Below are 16,214 nucleotides of genomic sequence, written 5' to 3' on the forward strand. Positions count from 1 at the left end.
CTGTCGAGGTAGTGACGTGGAGGCAACTGGTTGCTCGCCGTGTCACCGCCTGACGGTCAGGGGCTTCCGCACTGAGATGACACAGCAGACAACCATGGATCACAACGTCACCACCTGACGATCAAACGCTTTCCCACTGAGATGACACAGGAGGCAACGGATGCTCGCTGTGTCACCCTGCGAGGAAATCGACCGTCTGCTACGGAGATGACATGACCGGCTGCCGCGTCCGGACGGTAGCCGCACGCGTCCGGACGGTAGCCGCACGCGTCCGGACGGGTGGCCGTATCAGGACGGGCGGTGCCAGTTCGTCACAGGATCGGTGCCGGAACGTAGGTGGCCGCGTCGGGGAACCGGGCCGCCACCTCGTCGACGCGCCGGACGACGTCGTCGACCTGGCCGGTGGCCGCACCGGTGAACTCCAGCGGCGAACGCACCAGCGCGTCGAGCTGTTCGCGGTCGAGCCCCAGCCGACTGTCGGCGGCCAGCCGGTCGAACAGGTCGTTGTGCTCGGCTCCGCGCTCGCGCATGTCGAGCGCCACCGCCACGGCGTGCTCCTTGATCGCCTCGTGCGCGACCTCGCGACCCACCCCGGCCTTGACCGCGGCCATGAGCACGCTCGTCGTCGCGAGGAACGGCAGGTACCGGTCCAGCTCACGCGAGATGACCGCCGGGTACGCGCCGAACTCGTCGAGCACGGTGAGGAACGTCTCGATCAGCCCGTCGACGGCGAAGAACGCGTCCGGCAACGCGACCCTGCGCACCACCGAGCAGAACACGTCGCCCTCGTTCCACTGTGCACCGGCCAGCTCGCCGGCCATGGACGCGTACCCGCGCAACACCACGGCCAGGCCGTTCACCCGCTCGCACGAGCGGGTATTCATCTTGTGCGGCATCGCGCTGGACCCGACCTGCCCGGGCTGGAAACCCTCCGTCACCAGCTCTTGCCCGGCCATCAGCCGTACCGTCGTGGCCATCGACGATGGCCCGGCTGCCACCTGGACCAAGGCGGAGACGACGTCGTGGTCCAGGGAGCGCGGGTAGACCTGGCCGACGCTGCTCAGCACCCGCTCGAACCCCAGGTGCTCGGCCACCTGCCGCTCGAGCCGGGCCAGCAGGTCGGCATCGCCGCCGAGCAGGTCGAGCATGTCCTGGGCCGTACCGACGGGCCCTTTGATGCCGCGCAGCGGGTACCGGCCGATCAGGTCGTCCAGCCGTTCGAAGGCAACCAGCAGCTCGTCGGCGGCCGAGGCGAACCGCTTGCCCAGCGTGGTGGCCTGGGCCGGAACGTTGTGGCTGCGACCGGCCATGGTGAGCTCGGAGTACTCGCGAGCGCGAGCGGCCAGCCGGACCAGGACCGCCGCCACCCGGGAGCGGACGTGCTCCAGCGAACGCCGCACCTGCAGCTGCTCGACGTTCTCGGTGAGGTCCCGGCTGGTCATGCCCATGTGGACATGCTCGTGTTCGGCGAGGGCGTTGAACTCCTCGATGCGAGCCTTGACGTCGTGCCTGGTCACTCGCTCGCGCGCGGCGATCGACTCCAGGTCGACGTGCTCGGCGACCTGCTCGTACGCGTCGGCGACACCGGCTGGGACGTCCACGCCGAGCGCCTGCTGAGCGCGCAGCACCGCGAGCCACAAGTGACGCTCGAGCACGATCTTGTGCTCCGGGGACCACAGCCGCCGCAGCTCCGGCGAGGCGTAGCGGGCGGCGAGGACGTCGGGAATCGGCGTGGCATCGGGCACGCGGCCCATTGTCGCCTACGGCACCCGAGAGCGGGTCAGTGGACCTCGAGCACGCAGAGATGGCCCTGGATGCCCTCGTGCTCGTGGTCACCGCGCCGGTGCTGGTGCTGTTCCTCGGCTGGCGCGCCCTCGGCGAACGGGTACGGCACCGGCTCGAGCGCGCCCGGGCATGGCTGGCGGACCGATCCCGATCGGCGTTCGCGTGGATGATCGGCATCGCCGGTTTCATGATCGGCACCGATGCGCTGGCAGCGTTGGAGATCGGCGTCGACATCGTCTACAACTGGGACCACTTCTTCCCGCTCAGCGGCGAGCCGGACGGTAAGCACTTCGAGTGCTGGACCATGCTCGGCGCCTGGGCCGAGGCCACGTCGCAGGTCGAGATCGGCGCGCTGGTCAGCTGTAACAGCTACCGCAACCCGGAACTGCTCGCCGACATGGCGCGCACCGTCGACCACATCAGCGACGGCAGGCTGATTCTCGGCATCGGCTCCGGCTGGTTCCAGCGCGACTACGACGAGTACGGCTACGAGTTCGGCACCGCCGGCGGACGCCTCGACGACCTCGGCGAGGCGCTGCCCCGGATCCGCTCCCGCTGGGCAAAGCTGAACCCGGCGCCGACCCGCGACATCCCGGTCCTCATCGGCGGCGGCGGCGAGAAGAAGACGCTGCGCCACGTCGCCGAGCACGCCACCACGTGGCACAGCTTCTCCGACGCCCCGACGCTCGCTCGCAAGAGCGAGATCCTCGACAAGCACTGTGTCGACGTCGGACGCGACCCGGCGCAGATCGAACGCTCCGTGGGCGTCGCCGACGGCCCGCTGGGCATCGGCTCGACCGCGGATGGTGTCGGTGACAGCCTGTTGGCCGCGGGCGCGAACCTGTTCACGGTCGGCGTCTCGGGGCCGTCGTACGATCTCGGCGCCGTCCGGGAGTGGGTCGCCTGGCGCGACGAGCGCAACGCCGCACGCTGACGAGCCGCAGGCGCCGCCGGCGCCGTCAGCGGCCGATGATCAGGCTCATCGCCTCCGAGCGCGTCGCGGGGTCACGCAGCTGACCCCGCACCGCGCTCGTAAGCGTCTTCGCGCCGGGCTTGCGGACACCGCGCATCGTCATGCACAGGTGCTCGGCCTCGATGACGACGATGACGCCGCCGGGCTTGAGCAGGTCGCGCAACGAGTCGGCGATCTGCGATGTCAGCCGCTCCTGCACCTGCGGGCGTTTCGCGAACACGTCCACCAGCCGGGCGAGCTTCGACAGCCCGGCGATGCGGCCGTCCGACCCCGGCACGTAGCCGATGTGCGCGTAGCCGTAGAACGGGACCAGGTGGTGCTCGCACATCGAGGCCAGCTCGATGTCCTTGACCAGCACCATCTCGTCGTGGCCGAGCTCGAACGTCGTCGTCAGAGCAGCCGAGGGGTCTTGGCGCAGGCCGCGGAACATCTCCTCGTACGCCCGCGCAACCCGCTCCGGCGTCTGCGCCAGCCCGTCGCGCTCCGGGTCCTCACCGACGGCGAGCAGCAACTCGCGGACGGCCGCCTCGGCGCGCTCGTAATCGAACGGTCGAGCCGACGAGCTCAGTTCGAGCTCGCCCGACTCACCGTCAGCCTCCACCGGAAGACTCCGACTCGCCGGAGGAGTCGTGGTCCGGGTCGGGGGCAACGGTGATGCCCTGCTCGTGGCCGGACTCCTTGCCGTTGGTCGAGACCTTCATCGGAATCGGCACCGGCCCCTCGTCGGAGGGTTTGCGGGTGGCCGAACCGGTCCACGCCGGGCGGCGCTCACGCTGCCGGATCTGGGCGAAGACCTCCTCGACTTCTTCCTTGTTCAGCGTCTCGCGCTCGAGCAGTGCGACCACCAGGGTGTCGAGCACCTCGCGGTTGTCGACCAGGATGTCGAACGCCTCCTGGTGCGCGGTCTCGATCAGCCTGCGGACCTCCTCATCGACCTGGCCGGCGATGTTCTCGGAGTAGTCGCGCTCGTGGCTCATGTCGCGGCCGAGGAACGGCTCGGATCGGTCGGAGCCGAACTTGATCGCGCCGAGACGCTCGGTCATGCCGTACTGGGTCACCATCCGCCGCGCGAGCGTCGAGGCCTTGTCGATGTCGTTCGCCGCACCGGTGGTGGGGTCGTGGAACACCAGCTCCTCGGCGGCGCGCCCACCCATCATGTAGGCGAGCTGGTCGAGCATCTCGTTGCGCGTCGTGGAGTACTTGTCCTCGTCCGGGAGCACCATGGTGTAACCGAGGGCGCCGCCACGCGGCAGAATCGTCACCTTGTGCACCGGGTCGGTGTGCCGCAGCGCCGCCGCGACCAGCGCGTGCCCGCCCTCGTGGTAGGCGGTGATGCGCTTGTCCTCGTCGTTCATCAGGCGCGAGCCCTTCTGCGGGCCCGCCACCACACGGTCGATGGCCTCGTCCAGCATCTGCGGCGTGATCATCTGCTGGTTCTTCCGCGCCGTCAGCAGCGCCGCCTCGTTCAGCACGTTCGACAGATCGGCGCCGGTGAACCCGGGGGTACGGCGCGCGACCGCACGCAGCTCGGCGTCCTCGCTCATCGGCTTGCCACGCGCGTGCACCTGCAGGATCTTGTCGCGGCCCTCGAGGTCGGGCGCCTCGACCGCGATCTGGCGGTCGAACCGGCCCGGCCGCAGCAGCGCCGGATCCAGGATGTCCGGGCGGTTCGTGGCGGCGATCAGGATGATGTTCGTCTTGATGTCGAACCCGTCCATCTCGACCAGCAGCTGGTTCAGCGTCTGCTCGCGCTCGTCGTGGCCACCGCCCATGCCGGCGCCACGGTGCCGCCCGACCGCGTCGATCTCGTCCACGAACACGATGGCGGGGGCGTTCTCCTTCGCCTCCTTGAACAGGTCGCGCACGCGGGACGCACCGACACCGACGAACATCTCGACGAAGTCCGAACCGGAGATGGAGTAGAACGGGACCCCGGCCTCACCGGCGACGGCACGTGCGAGCAGCGTCTTACCGGTACCGGGTGGGCCGTACAGCAGCACGCCCTTCGGGATCTTCGCGCCGACCGCCTGGAACTTGCCGGGCTCCTCGAGGAACTCCTTGATCTCGTGCAGCTCCTCGACCGGCTCGTTGGCGCCTGCGACGTCGGAGAACGTCGTCTTGGGCGCGTCCTTCGACGCCAGCTTGGCGCGGGACTTGCCGAACTGCATGACCCGGCCGCCGCCGCCCTGCATCTGGGTCATGAAGAAGAAGATCAGCGCACCGAGGATCAGGAACGGCAGCAGCGTGCCGAGAATCCCCCACAGCAGGCTCGGCTGCGGCACCTCGACGTCGTACCCGTCGGGGAGGTTGCCGGCCTGGTACTGCTCCTGCAGCGCATCCTTCAGCTGGATGCCCTGACCGTCGACGTACTGCGCCTTCATGCGCGTGTCGTCGCGCAGCGTCAGCTCGATCTCCTGCGTGTCACCACCGGTGATCTTCGCGCCGGTGACGTTGCCAGCCTCGACCTCGGAGACGACCTGAGCGGTGTCGACCTCCTCGACGTCGTTGGAGCCGTCAAGGACGCTGCTCAGCACAACGGCGGCGAGCACGAAGACGAGCAACCAGATCAGTGGTCGCGTGAATCGCTTGGCGTTCATGATGCGAGACCCTGCGGCCTCGTTCCTCCTGCTAGTCGGCTGGCAATCTCAGCACCGGACGGGGCCGAGAACCCACATCGGACTGAAGACGTCGGATCGTCCGACGATACCCTGCTCAGGCCCGGCACAACCATTGGCGTACCGGTCCCTCACCAAACCAGAACGACGCAGGTGAACCCGGATGTTCCCGCCGGCGCGTGCCACCTTGGTCACATCTGTGTATCACCGGTGGTCACGTGTAGACGTGCGGCGCGAGAGTTCCGACGACGCGCAGGTTCCGGTACTTCTCGTTGAAATCGAGGCCGTAGCCGACGACGAACGCGTTCGGGATGTCGAAGCCGACGTAGTTGACGTCGACCGGAGTCTTCTCCGCCTCGGGCTTGCGCAGGAGGGTGCAGATCTCGACGGACGCGGGCCCGCGCGAACGCAGGTTCGACACCAGCCACGACAGTGTCAGCCCGGTGTCGATGATGTCCTCGACCACCAGGACGTGCCGGTCGAGGATGTCGGTGTCGAGGTCCTTGACGATGCGAACCACGCCGCTGGACCGGGTGCCCGAGCCGTACGACGAGATCGCCATCCAGTCCTGCTCGGCGTGCCGTGGCAGGTGCCTCGACAGATCGGCCATGACCATGACGGCGCCCTTGAGGACACCGAGCAGCAACAGATCCTTGCCTTCGTAGTCGCGGCTGATCTCCGCCGCCATCTCCGCCAGTCGGCCCTGAATCTCCTCCTCGGTCAATAAGATCGTTTCAAGGTCGCCGTCGATGTGTCGAGGATCCACAGACCGCAGCCTGCCATACGTTCCGACGATCAACGCGACGAGGCGAACGAGAGCACACCGTCACGGCGGACGGCACGCACCGATCCGGGCAGGTCGATGCCTGCCTGCCCACGCCAGGCCGTCACCAGCATCTCCACCGATCGGACGTGGCCCGCGGTGAGGTCTGTCGGTGGACTGCCGGCGGCGATCGCCGCGGACCGGATGACCCTCCCGCGCACCGCCGCCGACAGCCGGCCCAACTCGGCCACGTCGTACGACGCCCTGTCGATCACCGAGGCGCGCCGCGCCAGCTCGGCCTCGGCGTCCAGCGCGTCGGCGTCCGCTCGCAACAGCTCGGCGCTGCGCGCCAGCGCCGCGGCGACCCCCGGGCCGAGCTCCTTCTCCAGCACCGGCAACACCTGATCACGCACCCGTACCCGTGCGTAGGCGGGCTCACGGTTGTGCGGGTCGTCCCACGGCTCGAGGTCGCCGGGCACACTCGCGCGCACGACCTCACGGGCCAGGCCGAGCAACGGACGCCGGTACCGCCCGGTGCGCGGCGCCATGCCGGCCAGCGACCGCGCACCCGACCCGCGGGCCAGCCCCAGCAGGACGGTCTCGGCCTGGTCGTCGCGGGTGTGTCCCAGCAGGACGCACGCGTCGCCGAACCGCGCCGCGGCGGCGTCGAGCGCGGCGTACCGTGCCGCTCGCGCCGCGCCCTCGGGACCCGGGCCACCGGCCGGCACCCGCAGGTGGACGGCCGTTACCGGGTCGAGCCCGAGCCGTGCCATGGCCGCCGCGGCCGCCCGCGCCCGGTGCGCCGATCCGTCCTGCAGCCCGTGGTCGACGGTGACGCCGCCGGTGCGCAGGCCCGCCCGCCGTCCCACCCACGCCAGCGCCGCGGCCAGAGCCAGCGAGTCCGCTCCGCCGGAACAGGCCACCAGCACCGTGGCGCCGCGCGGCAGATCGTCCAGTTCGGCACGGACGGCCCGCCGGACGTCGAGGTGCGCCGGTGCCATGGAGCTAGCCGGTCGCGCCGACCGGCTCGACCCCGTGCGTGCGCCGGATCCAGCTGACCGGATCGGCGATCTCGTCCTTCGTCGGCAACGTGTCCGGAGAGTTCCACACCCGGTTGAACCCGGTCATGCCGACCCGCTCGACCACGGTGTTCACGAACGCGGCGCCGTCGCGGTACTGGCGCATCTTCGCCTCGAGACCGAGTAGCCTGCGCACGGTCCGGTCGAGCCCCTGCGAGGAGTTCCGCCGCCGCTGGAACCGCCGGCGGATGGTGGCGACGCTGGGGATGACGTCCGGGCCGACGCCGTCCATGACGACGTCCGCATGCCCCTCGAGCAGCGACATCATGGCCGTCACCCGGTCGACGATCTCGCGCTGCGCCGGCGTCTGCACGAGGTCGAGCAACGACACCTCGCGCCCGCCCGAACGCGTCGCCTCGCCGATGGTGCGCGCCGCCTCGCCGACCCGCGACAGGAACGCGGTGGGGTCGACGTCGGTGGCGGCGACGAACGCCTCGACCTCCGCGGCGAGATGGTCACGCAGCCACGGGACGGCGGTGAACTGCACCCTGTGCGTCTCCTCGTGCAGCGCCACCCAGAGCCGGAAGTCCCGCGGCTCGACGCCCATCTCGCGCTCAACGTGCACGATGTTGGGCACCACCAGCAGCAGCCGGCCGCGGCTGTGTGCCCCGGACGGGTCGCCGGGCCCGGTCCAGAACGGGTCGAACTGGCCCAGCACCTTGCTCGCCAGGAACGCGAGCAACGCGCCGGTCTGGACGCCGGTGGCCTTGGCCCCGAACCTGCGCGAGACGGACACGTCGCGCTCGCCGCGCAGCTTGTTCTCCAACGGAGCGATCATCGTGCGCATGCTCTGCGCGTTCGCGCGGGCCCAGTTGCCCCGGTCGACGACGACCACCGGCGCCGAGACCGCGGAACCGTCGAGGCCGGTGAAGGAGTGCACGTGCGCCTCGGCCTCGTCGGCGACCCGGCGCAGGTCGGTGACGACGGTGCGCGCCTCGGCGCCGTCGACCGCCGGGCCGCGCCCGGCCAGCCGTCGAGCCGTCGCGACCGCGAGGTCCCAGTCCACCATGTCCGGCGCGGTTTCGCTGGGCGTCATGGCTCCACGCTACGTCACCGGTGTCGCCGCGGCGGCGTGCCGGCGTTCAGCCGCACGCGCACGCCGCGATGGCGGCCGCGACGTCGTCGAGGGCGGCACGCGCCGCCAACGTGCTCGAGACCTCGTCGGCGAGCACGGCGAAGACGAACGTCGCGCCGCCGGCGGTGGTGGCGATGCCCGCCAGCGCGCTCACGCCGGTGAGGGTGCCGGTCTTCGCCCGTACCAGTCCGGCGCCGGCGGACTCGTCGAACCGGTCGGCCAGGGTTCCGGTGAAGCCCGCGACCGGAAGCCCGGTCACGACGGGACGCAGCTCCGGGTGCGCGGGGTCGGTGGCCAGCGCCAGGGCGGCGGCCACGGCGTCGGCGGGCACGGCGCTTCCCCGGGCCAGTCCGCTGCCGTCACGCACGTCGGCGGCCGTCGTGTCGATGCCGAGCTCGTCCAGTGCGCCGGTCACGGCGGTCTCGGCGTCAGCGGCGGTGCCCGGCAGGCCCGAGCCCACCGCCACGTGCCGGGCGAGCACCTCGGCTCCGTCGTTGTCGCTGGTGGTGAGGACCTCTTCGACGATGCCGGCCAACGGCGCCGACCGCACGGCGGCCACCTCGCTCGCGTCGTCGCCCGCATCCGTCTCGCCGATCATGGTGGCGACGTCGACGCCGTGCTCGTCCAGCAGGTCGGCGAAGCTCGCGGCGGCCGCCGCCGGCGGGTCGTCGGGGCGGGTCTCGGCGACGTCGACGCCCAGCGCGGTCACCGGCGACACGATGTCCGAGGCCACGTAGCTCGGCCGCCAGTCCGGATCGACCGCCGGGCCGGTGAACAGCGAGCTGTCGTGGGCCAGTTCGACCGCGTCCACGCCGGCCTCGTCCAATGCGGCGGCCGTACGTTCGGCCAGCTCGGCCAACGACGTCCCGCCGGAGGAATCGGAGGTGGTCAGCGTCGGATCGCCGCCGCCGACCAGGGTGATGCGTGCGGTGCCCGGCGACAGGCCGGCACGGCCGGTCACGACCCGGGTGGTGAACGTGTGCTGCGGGCCGAGCACGTGCAGCGCCGCGGCGCCGGTGAGGATCTTCATCGTGCTGGCGGGGGTGCGGGCGACGTCGCTGCCGGACTCGTACACCGTCTCGCCGGTGGCCGGGTCGACGACGCTGACGCCCACACCGTCGCCCAGGCCGGCCGCCCCCACCGGCCCGGACAGCGCGTCCGAGAGGGCACCGCCGGCGCCCGAGCCGCCCGCGGACGCGGTGAGCACCTCACCGCCGGCCGCCGGCACCGCCGGGGCCGGGGTGTCCGGCGTCACCGCGAGCGGGCCCGCGGAGCTCTCGGTGACCTGCCACGGCAGGCCGAAGGTGCTGCCCACCGCCACCGCGGCGCCCGCGGCGACGAGCACGGCGCAGCACATCGTGATGATCGCGCCCCGCCAGGACATGGCACTCCTTCCGGCCTCGGTGGTCGGCGCGAGTCACCGTACGGGACACTGGTGACACTCGGCACAGGCGGCAACGCGAAAAGAGGACAGGTTTCCGTGGAGTTCGACGTCACCATCGAGATCCCGGCCGGCAGCCGGAACAAGTACGAGATGGACCACGCCACCGGGCGGCTCAAGCTGGACCGGCGGCTGTTCACGTCCACGCGCTACCCGCACGACTACGGGTTCATCGACCACACCCTCGGGCTCGACGGCGATCCGCTCGACGCTCTCGTGCTGATCGAGGAACCGACCTTCCCGGGCTGCCTGATCCGCTGCCGTGCCATCGGCATGTTCCGTATGAAGGACGAGGCCGGCGGCGACGACAAGGTGCTGTGTGTGCCGACCGCCGACCCGCGCAAGGACGTGATGCAGGACATCGACGACGTCAAGGAGTTCGACCGGCTCGAGATCCAGCACTTCTTCGAGGTGTACAAGGACCTCGAGCCGGGCAAGTCGGTCGAGGGTGCCGCCTGGACCGGCCGGGAAGGCGCCGAGGAGGAGATCCGCGCGTCCCAGGCGCGCCACGAGGCCCAGTCCCGCTGATCTCAGGGAGTAACCCGCATGACCACAGTCGCCGTTGTCGGACTCGGCATCATGGGCGCGCCCATGGCCCGCAACCTGCTCGACGCGGGGTTCGACGTCGTCGGATGCAATCGCAGCCGCGCACCGGTCGACGCGTTCGTCGAGGCCGGTGGGCGGGGCGCGGACGACGTCGCCTCCGCCGTCGGCACCGCCGACGTCATCATCACCGTGCTGCCGGACGCCCCTGACGTCGCCGAGGTCACGTCCGGTCCGGACGGCATCCTCGCGCACTGCCCGCGGGGTGCGCTGCACATCGACATGAGCACCATCGCGCCCGCCGCCGCGCGCGAGCTCGCCGAGGCGGCCGCCGAAGCCGGCGTGCGTTCCCTGGATGCCCCGGTCAGCGGCGGCGACCAGGGCGCCGCCGACGGCACGCTGTCCATCATGGTCGGAGGCGAGGCCGCCGACGTCGAGGAGGCCCGGCCGCTGTTCGAGGCGATGGGCTCGACCATCGAACACGTCGGCCCGTCCGGCGCCGGGCAGACGCTGAAGGCCGCGAACCAGCTCATCGTCGGCGGCACCATCCAGCTCGTCGCCGAGGCCATCGTGATGCTCGAGGCCTCCGGCGTCGACCCCGAGGCAGCGGTTCCCGTGCTCGCCGGCGGCATGGCCGGCAACCGGATCCTGGACCGCAAGGCCGAGGGCATGCTGAAACGGGACTTCACCCCCAGGTTCCGGGTCGACCTGCACCACAAGGACCTCGGCATCGTCCTCGACACGGCGCGCGAGGCCGGCGCGACGATTCCGCTCGGCGCCGCGGTGGCTCAGCTGATGGGCGCCGCCCGTGCGCGCGGCGACGGGCAGCTCGACCACACCGCGCTGTTGCGCCTGGTCGAGGAGCTGTCCGGGCGCTCCGGGGAGTGAGCGCATATCGTGTCATGTCGTGAGCGGGGGTGAGGAGGCGCGGACGGCAGCGATCGTCGTCGGGCCGCTGCTGCGGTACGTCGACGCGACGTCGGCGCTCGTGTGGGTCGAGACGGACCGGCCGTGCACCGTACGCGTGCTCGGCACCGACGCCCGAACGTTCACCGTGCACGGACACCACTACGGCGTGGTCGAGATCGACGGGCTGACGCCGGGCACGTCCACCCGCTACGACGTCGCCCTGGACGGCCGGGTGGCGTGGCCGGAGCCCGGTTCGCCGTTCCCGCATCCGCGCATCCGCACGCCTGACACCGACCACGGCACGACCCGGCTGGTGTTCGGGTCGTGCCGGATGAGCGTCCCGCACGACTCGAGGCACGACCGTGTCTACGGCATCGACGCGCTGCGCGCCTACGCTCTCGGCCTGACGGTGGCCGACGACGCCGACTGGCCCGACCTGGTGGCGCTGCTGGGTGACCAGGTGTACGCCGACGAGACGTCGCCGGCGGCACGGGAGGTCATGGCCGCGCGCCGCGACCTCTCCGAGCCGCCCGGGGCCGAGATCGCCGATTTCGAGGAGTACACCCAGCTCTACCGGATCGCCTGGACCGATCCGGCGGTGCGCTGGCTGTTGTCGACGGTGCCGTCAGCGATGCTCTTCGACGACCACGACGTGCGCGACGACTGGAACACGTCGGCGACGTGGCGCGAGCAGATGGAGCGCACGCCGTGGTGGCGGGACCGGATCGTCGGTGGCATCGGAGCGTACTGGCTCTACCAGCACCTGGGGAACCTGTCACCTGCCGAACGGGCGGACGATCCGGTCCTGGCCGCGATGCGCGCGGCCGACGGCGACGCGGGCAGCGTGCTGGACGAGTTCGCGTCGACCGCCGACCGCGACCCGCCGTCGTACCGCTGGAGCTTCGTCCGTGACCTCGGGCCGGTGCGGCTGGTGATGATCGACTCGCGGTGCGGCCGGATGCTCGAGCCGGGCCGGCGCACCATCGTCGACGACGACGAGTGGTCGTGGATCGAGAGCCAGGCCCGCTCCGCCGCGCACGCGGACCACCTGCTGATCGGGAGCTCGCTGCCGTACCTTCTCCCGCAGGGCCTGCACGACCTCGAGGAGTGGAACGAGGCGGTGGCCGACGGAGCGTGGGGCCGGTGGTGCGCGGCGCCGGCCGAGGCGCTGCGCCAGGCCGTCGACCTGGAGCACTGGGCGGCGTTCGGCCGCTCGTTCCGGGCCATGGCGCGGCTGGTCACCGAGATCGCCACCACGCCGGACGGTCCCGGCACGATCAGTTTCCTCTCCGGCGACGTGCACTACTCCTACGGCGCCCGGATGAGCTACCCGGGCGAGTCCGCACGGACCAGCCGCGTGCACCAGCTGGTCTGCTCGCCGCTGCGGAACCCGCTGAGCAGGACCATCCGTTACCTCAACGGTGCCGCCGCGTTCGCCGTCGCCCGCGTCGTCGGCTCGGCACTGATGCGCCTGGCCCGCGTCCCGGACGCGGGCGTCGACTGGTCGATCACGTCCGGACCCCGGTTCGACAACGCACTGGCGACGCTCGAACTGAGCAACGGGGCGGGCCGGGTGCGGTGGCACACCGCGTGCAAGGGCAGCGACGGCGCCCCCGTCATGGACGAGATCATGAGCGCGCAGTTGTGACCCGGCCCCTGCTGCATTGGTGTGGGCCATGTCGGGTCGGCTGCGTTCCGTTCGAGTCGGGTGACACCAGTGGCAACTGTTGACCACGGCGTCACCCCTTTCCGACGACGACGCCCTCCTGAGCGCGGACGCCTCGTCGTGTGAAGTCCGCGGCACTGCAACCGCGCGACTTGCGACGGCGCTGGTCACTCCGGCACCCGAACGGTGAGGGCACCGGGATGCACGGTCCAGGTGCGACCGGTCGCGTCGAGCCGCGACAGCTCGCCGTCGGCGTTCGACGGCACCGCGACGCCGTCGACCGTCACCCGATGGCCGCGCCGGAGCACGACGTCCTCGCGGCGCGGATGCCGTCCGCGGGCGAGAGCGAAGCCGTACGCCATCCGCGCCCACCACCCGGTCGAGTACGACACGACCAGGTCGACGTACCCGTCATCGGGGCTCGCGTGCGGAGCGACCGGCGCGCCGCCGCCGATGGTCACCCCGTTGCCCAGGGCCACCATCAACACTCGGCGGCGGCCGTCGGCCACCACGTCGCCGTCCAGCCGGATCCGCAGCGGCCAGCCCTGATCGAGCATCCCCGCGCAGAGGCTGCCGAACGGGTAGGCGAAGCGCCCGAGCCGTCGTTTCAACGGCGCCGCGCGGCGTGCGGCGTCGGCGCCCACGCCCAGGTGGACCGCGTTCGCCACGACACCGCCGGCGTCGTCGGTCAGCACGTCGAGCCGGCGCTCCCGCCCGGACACGACCACCTCGGCCGCCGCGAGGGGGTCCAACGGCAGGTTCAACGTCCGCGCCAGATCGTTCCCGGTGCCCATCGGGACGATGCCGAGCCCACGGTTGCCCTGGTCGACCTGCCCGAGCCGGTAGAGCGCGGCCACCACCGCGTGCACCGACCCGTCACCGCCCAGCACCACCGGCATCCGCTGCTCGTGCCGCTCGAGCACCGAGGCCAGTTCGGACAGGTCGTCGAGCCGTGCGACGTGGACGTCGGCGCGGGCGCGCAACGCAGCGACGACGGCGTCGCGGCTCGCGCCGCCGCTGCTGCCCGCGTGACCGTTGGTGATGACGAGCAGTCCGTGCACGTGTCCTCCGCTTCGGTCCCGGCGCGTGCACCGTCTGCCCACCACCGATGCACGCCGCCGACATGCTCAACGCCGCGGCCGCTCCCGTCGTTCCGCGCGCCCGTGGTTTCATGACCTCGACAGCGAGGAGATCATCATGGCCGACCTGATCTACACGGCGATCACGTCCCTGGACGGCTACATCGCGGACGAGAACGGCTCGTTCGACTGGGCCGTACCGGACGAAGAGATACACGCATTCATCAACGACCTCGAGCGGCCGGTCGGCACCTACGTCTACGGCCGCCGGATGTACGAGACCATGGCCGTCTGGGAGACCGACCAGACACTCGCCGACCAATCGCCGCTGATGCGCGACTTCGCGCAGGTGTGGCAGGCCGCCGACAAGATCGTCTTCTCCGGGACGCTCGAGGCGGTGTCCACCACGAGAACGCGGATCGAGCGGACGTTCGACGCGGCGACCGTCCGGCGGCTGAAGGCGAGCACCGCCCACAACCTCAGCATCGGCGGAGCCGAGATCGCCGGTCACGCCATCCGGACCGGGCTCGTCGACGAATGCCGCCTGTTCGTGAACCCGGTGGTGGTCGGTGGCGGCACCCGGGCGCTGCCCGACGGCGCCCGCCTCGATCTCGATCTGGTGGACGAGCGCCGCTTCGGCAACGGCGTCGTCTACCTCGACTATCGCACGCGGCCGTAGAACGCCGGGTCCACCCAGTAGAAGACGTCCTGCACCTCGACGGGCTTGCCCTCTCTCGGCGCGTGGATCATCTGACCGTCGCCGACGTACAACCCCACGTGGTACACACCGGAGGTCTGCCCGTTGTCCGACCAGAAGATCAGGTCGCCCGGACGCAGGTCCGCGTAGGACACCCGGGACGTCTGCTGCGCCTGCGCGACGCTCCAGTGCGGCAGGCTCACCCCGCCGGCCTCCCAGGCGCGCATGGTCAGCCCGGAGCAGTCGAACGAGTCCGGCCCGTCGGCACCCCACTCGTAGGGCTTGCCGAGCTGGGCGTACGCATAGTCGACCGCTGCTGCGGCCCCCGAAGCCGGTGGGTCCGGGTCCGGATCGGGCTCCGGGTCCGGATCGGGTTCCGGGGGCTCGGGGTCCGGCTCGGGTGGCTCGGGGTCTGGCGTGCGGCTCGGCTCCGGATCGGGTTCGGGTTCGGTTTCCGGAGGCTCGGGTTCCGAAGGCTCGGGGTCTGGCGTACGGCTCGGCTCCGGCGTGGACGTCGGTGTCCGGGACGGCGGCGGCGTGGTGGGGTCTGCCGTCGGCTCCGGCTCGGCCGTCGCCTCAGGCGTCTCGGGTGTCTCGGGCGTCTCGCCCGGCGGCTCCGGTGACGGGGTCGCGTTCTCGCGTTCTTCACGCTCGCGTTCCGCGGCCTCGCGCGCCGCCAGGGCCTCCTGCCGGCGGCGTTCCAGCTCTGCAGTGGTGCCCCGGGCCGCCGCCAGCTGGTCCAGGGCCGCGTCGCGTTCGGCCTCGACGGCGGCGAGCGTGCGCTCCTGCTCGGTGACGGCGGCTTGGGCGTCCGCGCGGGCGGCCCGTGCGGCCTCGGCCGCCTGCTCTTGCTGCTCCACCGCTTCCGCTGCCTGGGCGGCGGCACGTTCGGCGGCTGCCTCGGCGTCGGCCGCCCGCCGGTACATCCCGGCGTGCGATCCGGTGACGGACCGCAGCGCGGCGGCCCGGTCGTACAGGGCGGACCCGTCCGTGGCCCCCAGCAGCATGCCGACCGTGGACAGCTCTCCGCCGCGGCTGTACGACGCCGCGGCCATCCGGCCGAGCTCGACCCGCGCGCGCTCGGCAGCCGCGTCCTTCCTCGCTGCCCGGTCCTTCGCCTCGGCTGCCGCGTCCTCGGCCTCGGCCAGCCGCACGCGGGCGCCGTTGTACCGCTCGACCGCACGCGCGACGCGGACGTGCAGCTGGTCGGCGCGCGCGGCGAGGTCGTCGAGCCGCGCTTCGAGCGTGGCCACCGTCCGGCCCGCGGCCGTCTGCGCGTCGCGCGCGTCCTGCAGATCCTGCTCGGTGGGATACGACGGGCCGTCAGCAGGGGCGGCGTCAGCGGCCGGGGTCAGCACCCCGGTCATGAGTGCGCCGGTCGCCAGCCCTGCGATGACTCCCCTGCGCATCGTCAACCTCCCCCGTCACAACTGCCACAGGAAGGGAGCCTAGCCACCAGAGTCCCGTGACGGAACACCAGTCACAGAATTTTCACCAACTATTCGGCGTGTCGCCTTGACGAACTACGTCGTTGTCATTCTTGCCAATGTCTGTGCGCTACACCTTCTCGTCCGCCGACTTGCGAGGCG

At 71.4% G+C, this 16,214-nt stretch carries 13 protein-coding genes and 1 pseudogene; 5 read left to right on the top strand and 9 right to left on the bottom strand.

Annotation, left to right across the window (positions count from 1 at the left end):
- Positions 1 to 311: 311 nt before the first annotated feature.
- Positions 312 to 1,745, bottom strand: a complete 1,434-nt coding sequence (purB, locus tag CLV30_RS01285) for an adenylosuccinate lyase (protein ID WP_240723127.1) — start codon at positions 1,743 to 1,745, stop codon at positions 312 to 314.
- Between the two features lie 169 nt (positions 1,746 to 1,914).
- Between purB and CLV30_RS01290 the strand changes: the two are divergent.
- Positions 1,915 to 2,719: pseudogene (locus tag CLV30_RS01290) on the top strand (LLM class F420-dependent oxidoreductase).
- Between the two features lie 25 nt (positions 2,720 to 2,744).
- On the opposite strand, the gene folE reads toward CLV30_RS01290, so the two are convergent.
- From folE to dacB, 6 genes are all read right to left on the bottom strand, one after another.
- Positions 2,745 to 3,326 carry a GTP cyclohydrolase I FolE gene (gene folE / locus CLV30_RS01295; protein WP_106535611.1) on the bottom strand — a complete coding sequence of 194 codons (582 nt, stop codon included), beginning with the start codon at positions 3,324 to 3,326 and terminating at the stop codon, positions 2,745 to 2,747.
- Between the two features lie 22 nt (positions 3,327 to 3,348).
- Positions 3,349 to 5,355, bottom strand: a complete 2,007-nt coding sequence (gene ftsH / locus CLV30_RS01300) for an ATP-dependent zinc metalloprotease FtsH (protein ID WP_106535366.1) — start codon at positions 5,353 to 5,355, stop codon at positions 3,349 to 3,351.
- Between the two features lie 232 nt (positions 5,356 to 5,587).
- On the bottom strand, positions 5,588 to 6,139 hold the full coding sequence (gene hpt / locus CLV30_RS01305) for a hypoxanthine phosphoribosyltransferase (RefSeq protein WP_106535367.1): 552 nt from the start codon (positions 6,137 to 6,139) through the stop codon (positions 5,588 to 5,590).
- A gap of 29 nt (positions 6,140 to 6,168) precedes the next feature.
- A complete protein-coding gene (tilS, locus tag CLV30_RS01310; RefSeq protein WP_106535368.1) occupies positions 6,169 to 7,137 on the bottom strand; it encodes a tRNA lysidine(34) synthetase TilS in 969 nt (322 codons plus the stop codon).
- A gap of 4 nt (positions 7,138 to 7,141) precedes the next feature.
- Entirely contained in the window at positions 7,142 to 8,224 is a 1,083-nt protein-coding gene (locus tag CLV30_RS01315) for a zinc-dependent metalloprotease (protein WP_106535612.1), read from the bottom strand.
- 73 nt (positions 8,225 to 8,297) lie between these two features.
- Positions 8,298 to 9,674 (bottom strand): D-alanyl-D-alanine carboxypeptidase/D-alanyl-D-alanine endopeptidase, encoded by a 1,377-nt coding sequence (dacB, locus tag CLV30_RS01320; RefSeq protein WP_106535369.1) that lies wholly within the window; start codon positions 9,672 to 9,674, stop codon positions 8,298 to 8,300.
- Between the two features lie 96 nt (positions 9,675 to 9,770).
- Here dacB and CLV30_RS01325 point away from each other — a divergent pair, with 96 nt between their 5' ends.
- The 3 genes from CLV30_RS01325 to CLV30_RS01335 are packed head-to-tail and all read left to right on the top strand — an operon-like array spanning position 9,771 to position 12,831.
- Positions 9,771 to 10,259: an inorganic diphosphatase gene (locus CLV30_RS01325; RefSeq protein WP_106535370.1), complete on the top strand. Its 489-nt coding sequence runs from the start codon at positions 9,771 to 9,773 to the stop codon at positions 10,257 to 10,259.
- An 18-nt stretch (positions 10,260 to 10,277) separates the two neighbouring features.
- Positions 10,278 to 11,162, top strand: a complete 885-nt coding sequence (locus CLV30_RS01330) for a 2-hydroxy-3-oxopropionate reductase (protein WP_106535371.1) — start codon at positions 10,278 to 10,280, stop codon at positions 11,160 to 11,162.
- A gap of 19 nt (positions 11,163 to 11,181) precedes the next feature.
- The gene (locus CLV30_RS01335; RefSeq protein WP_106535372.1) at positions 11,182 to 12,831 is read left to right on the top strand and encodes an alkaline phosphatase D family protein; all 1,650 of its coding nucleotides are present in this window, start codon (positions 11,182 to 11,184) and stop codon (positions 12,829 to 12,831) included.
- 185 nt (positions 12,832 to 13,016) lie between these two features.
- On the opposite strand, the gene CLV30_RS01340 is transcribed toward CLV30_RS01335, so the two are convergent.
- Positions 13,017 to 13,910 carry a diacylglycerol/lipid kinase family protein gene (locus CLV30_RS01340; RefSeq protein WP_106535373.1) on the bottom strand — a complete coding sequence of 298 codons (894 nt, stop codon included), beginning with the start codon at positions 13,908 to 13,910 and terminating at the stop codon, positions 13,017 to 13,019.
- 136 nt (positions 13,911 to 14,046) lie between these two features.
- On the opposite strand from CLV30_RS01340, the gene CLV30_RS01345 reads away from it, so the two are divergent.
- Positions 14,047 to 14,607 carry a dihydrofolate reductase family protein gene (locus tag CLV30_RS01345; protein ID WP_106535374.1) on the top strand — a complete coding sequence of 187 codons (561 nt, stop codon included), beginning with the start codon at positions 14,047 to 14,049 and terminating at the stop codon, positions 14,605 to 14,607.
- Here CLV30_RS01345 and CLV30_RS01350 read toward each other — a convergent pair.
- Positions 14,589 to 16,034: a C40 family peptidase gene (locus tag CLV30_RS01350; RefSeq protein WP_106535375.1), complete on the bottom strand. Its 1,446-nt coding sequence runs from the start codon at positions 16,032 to 16,034 to the stop codon at positions 14,589 to 14,591. The genes CLV30_RS01345 and CLV30_RS01350 overlap by 19 nt on opposite strands.
- Between the last annotated feature and the right edge of the window lie 180 nt (positions 16,035 to 16,214).

The organism is Haloactinopolyspora alba (assembly GCF_003014555.1).
In the GTDB taxonomy this organism is placed as follows: domain Bacteria; phylum Actinomycetota; class Actinomycetes; order Jiangellales; family Jiangellaceae; genus Haloactinopolyspora; species Haloactinopolyspora alba.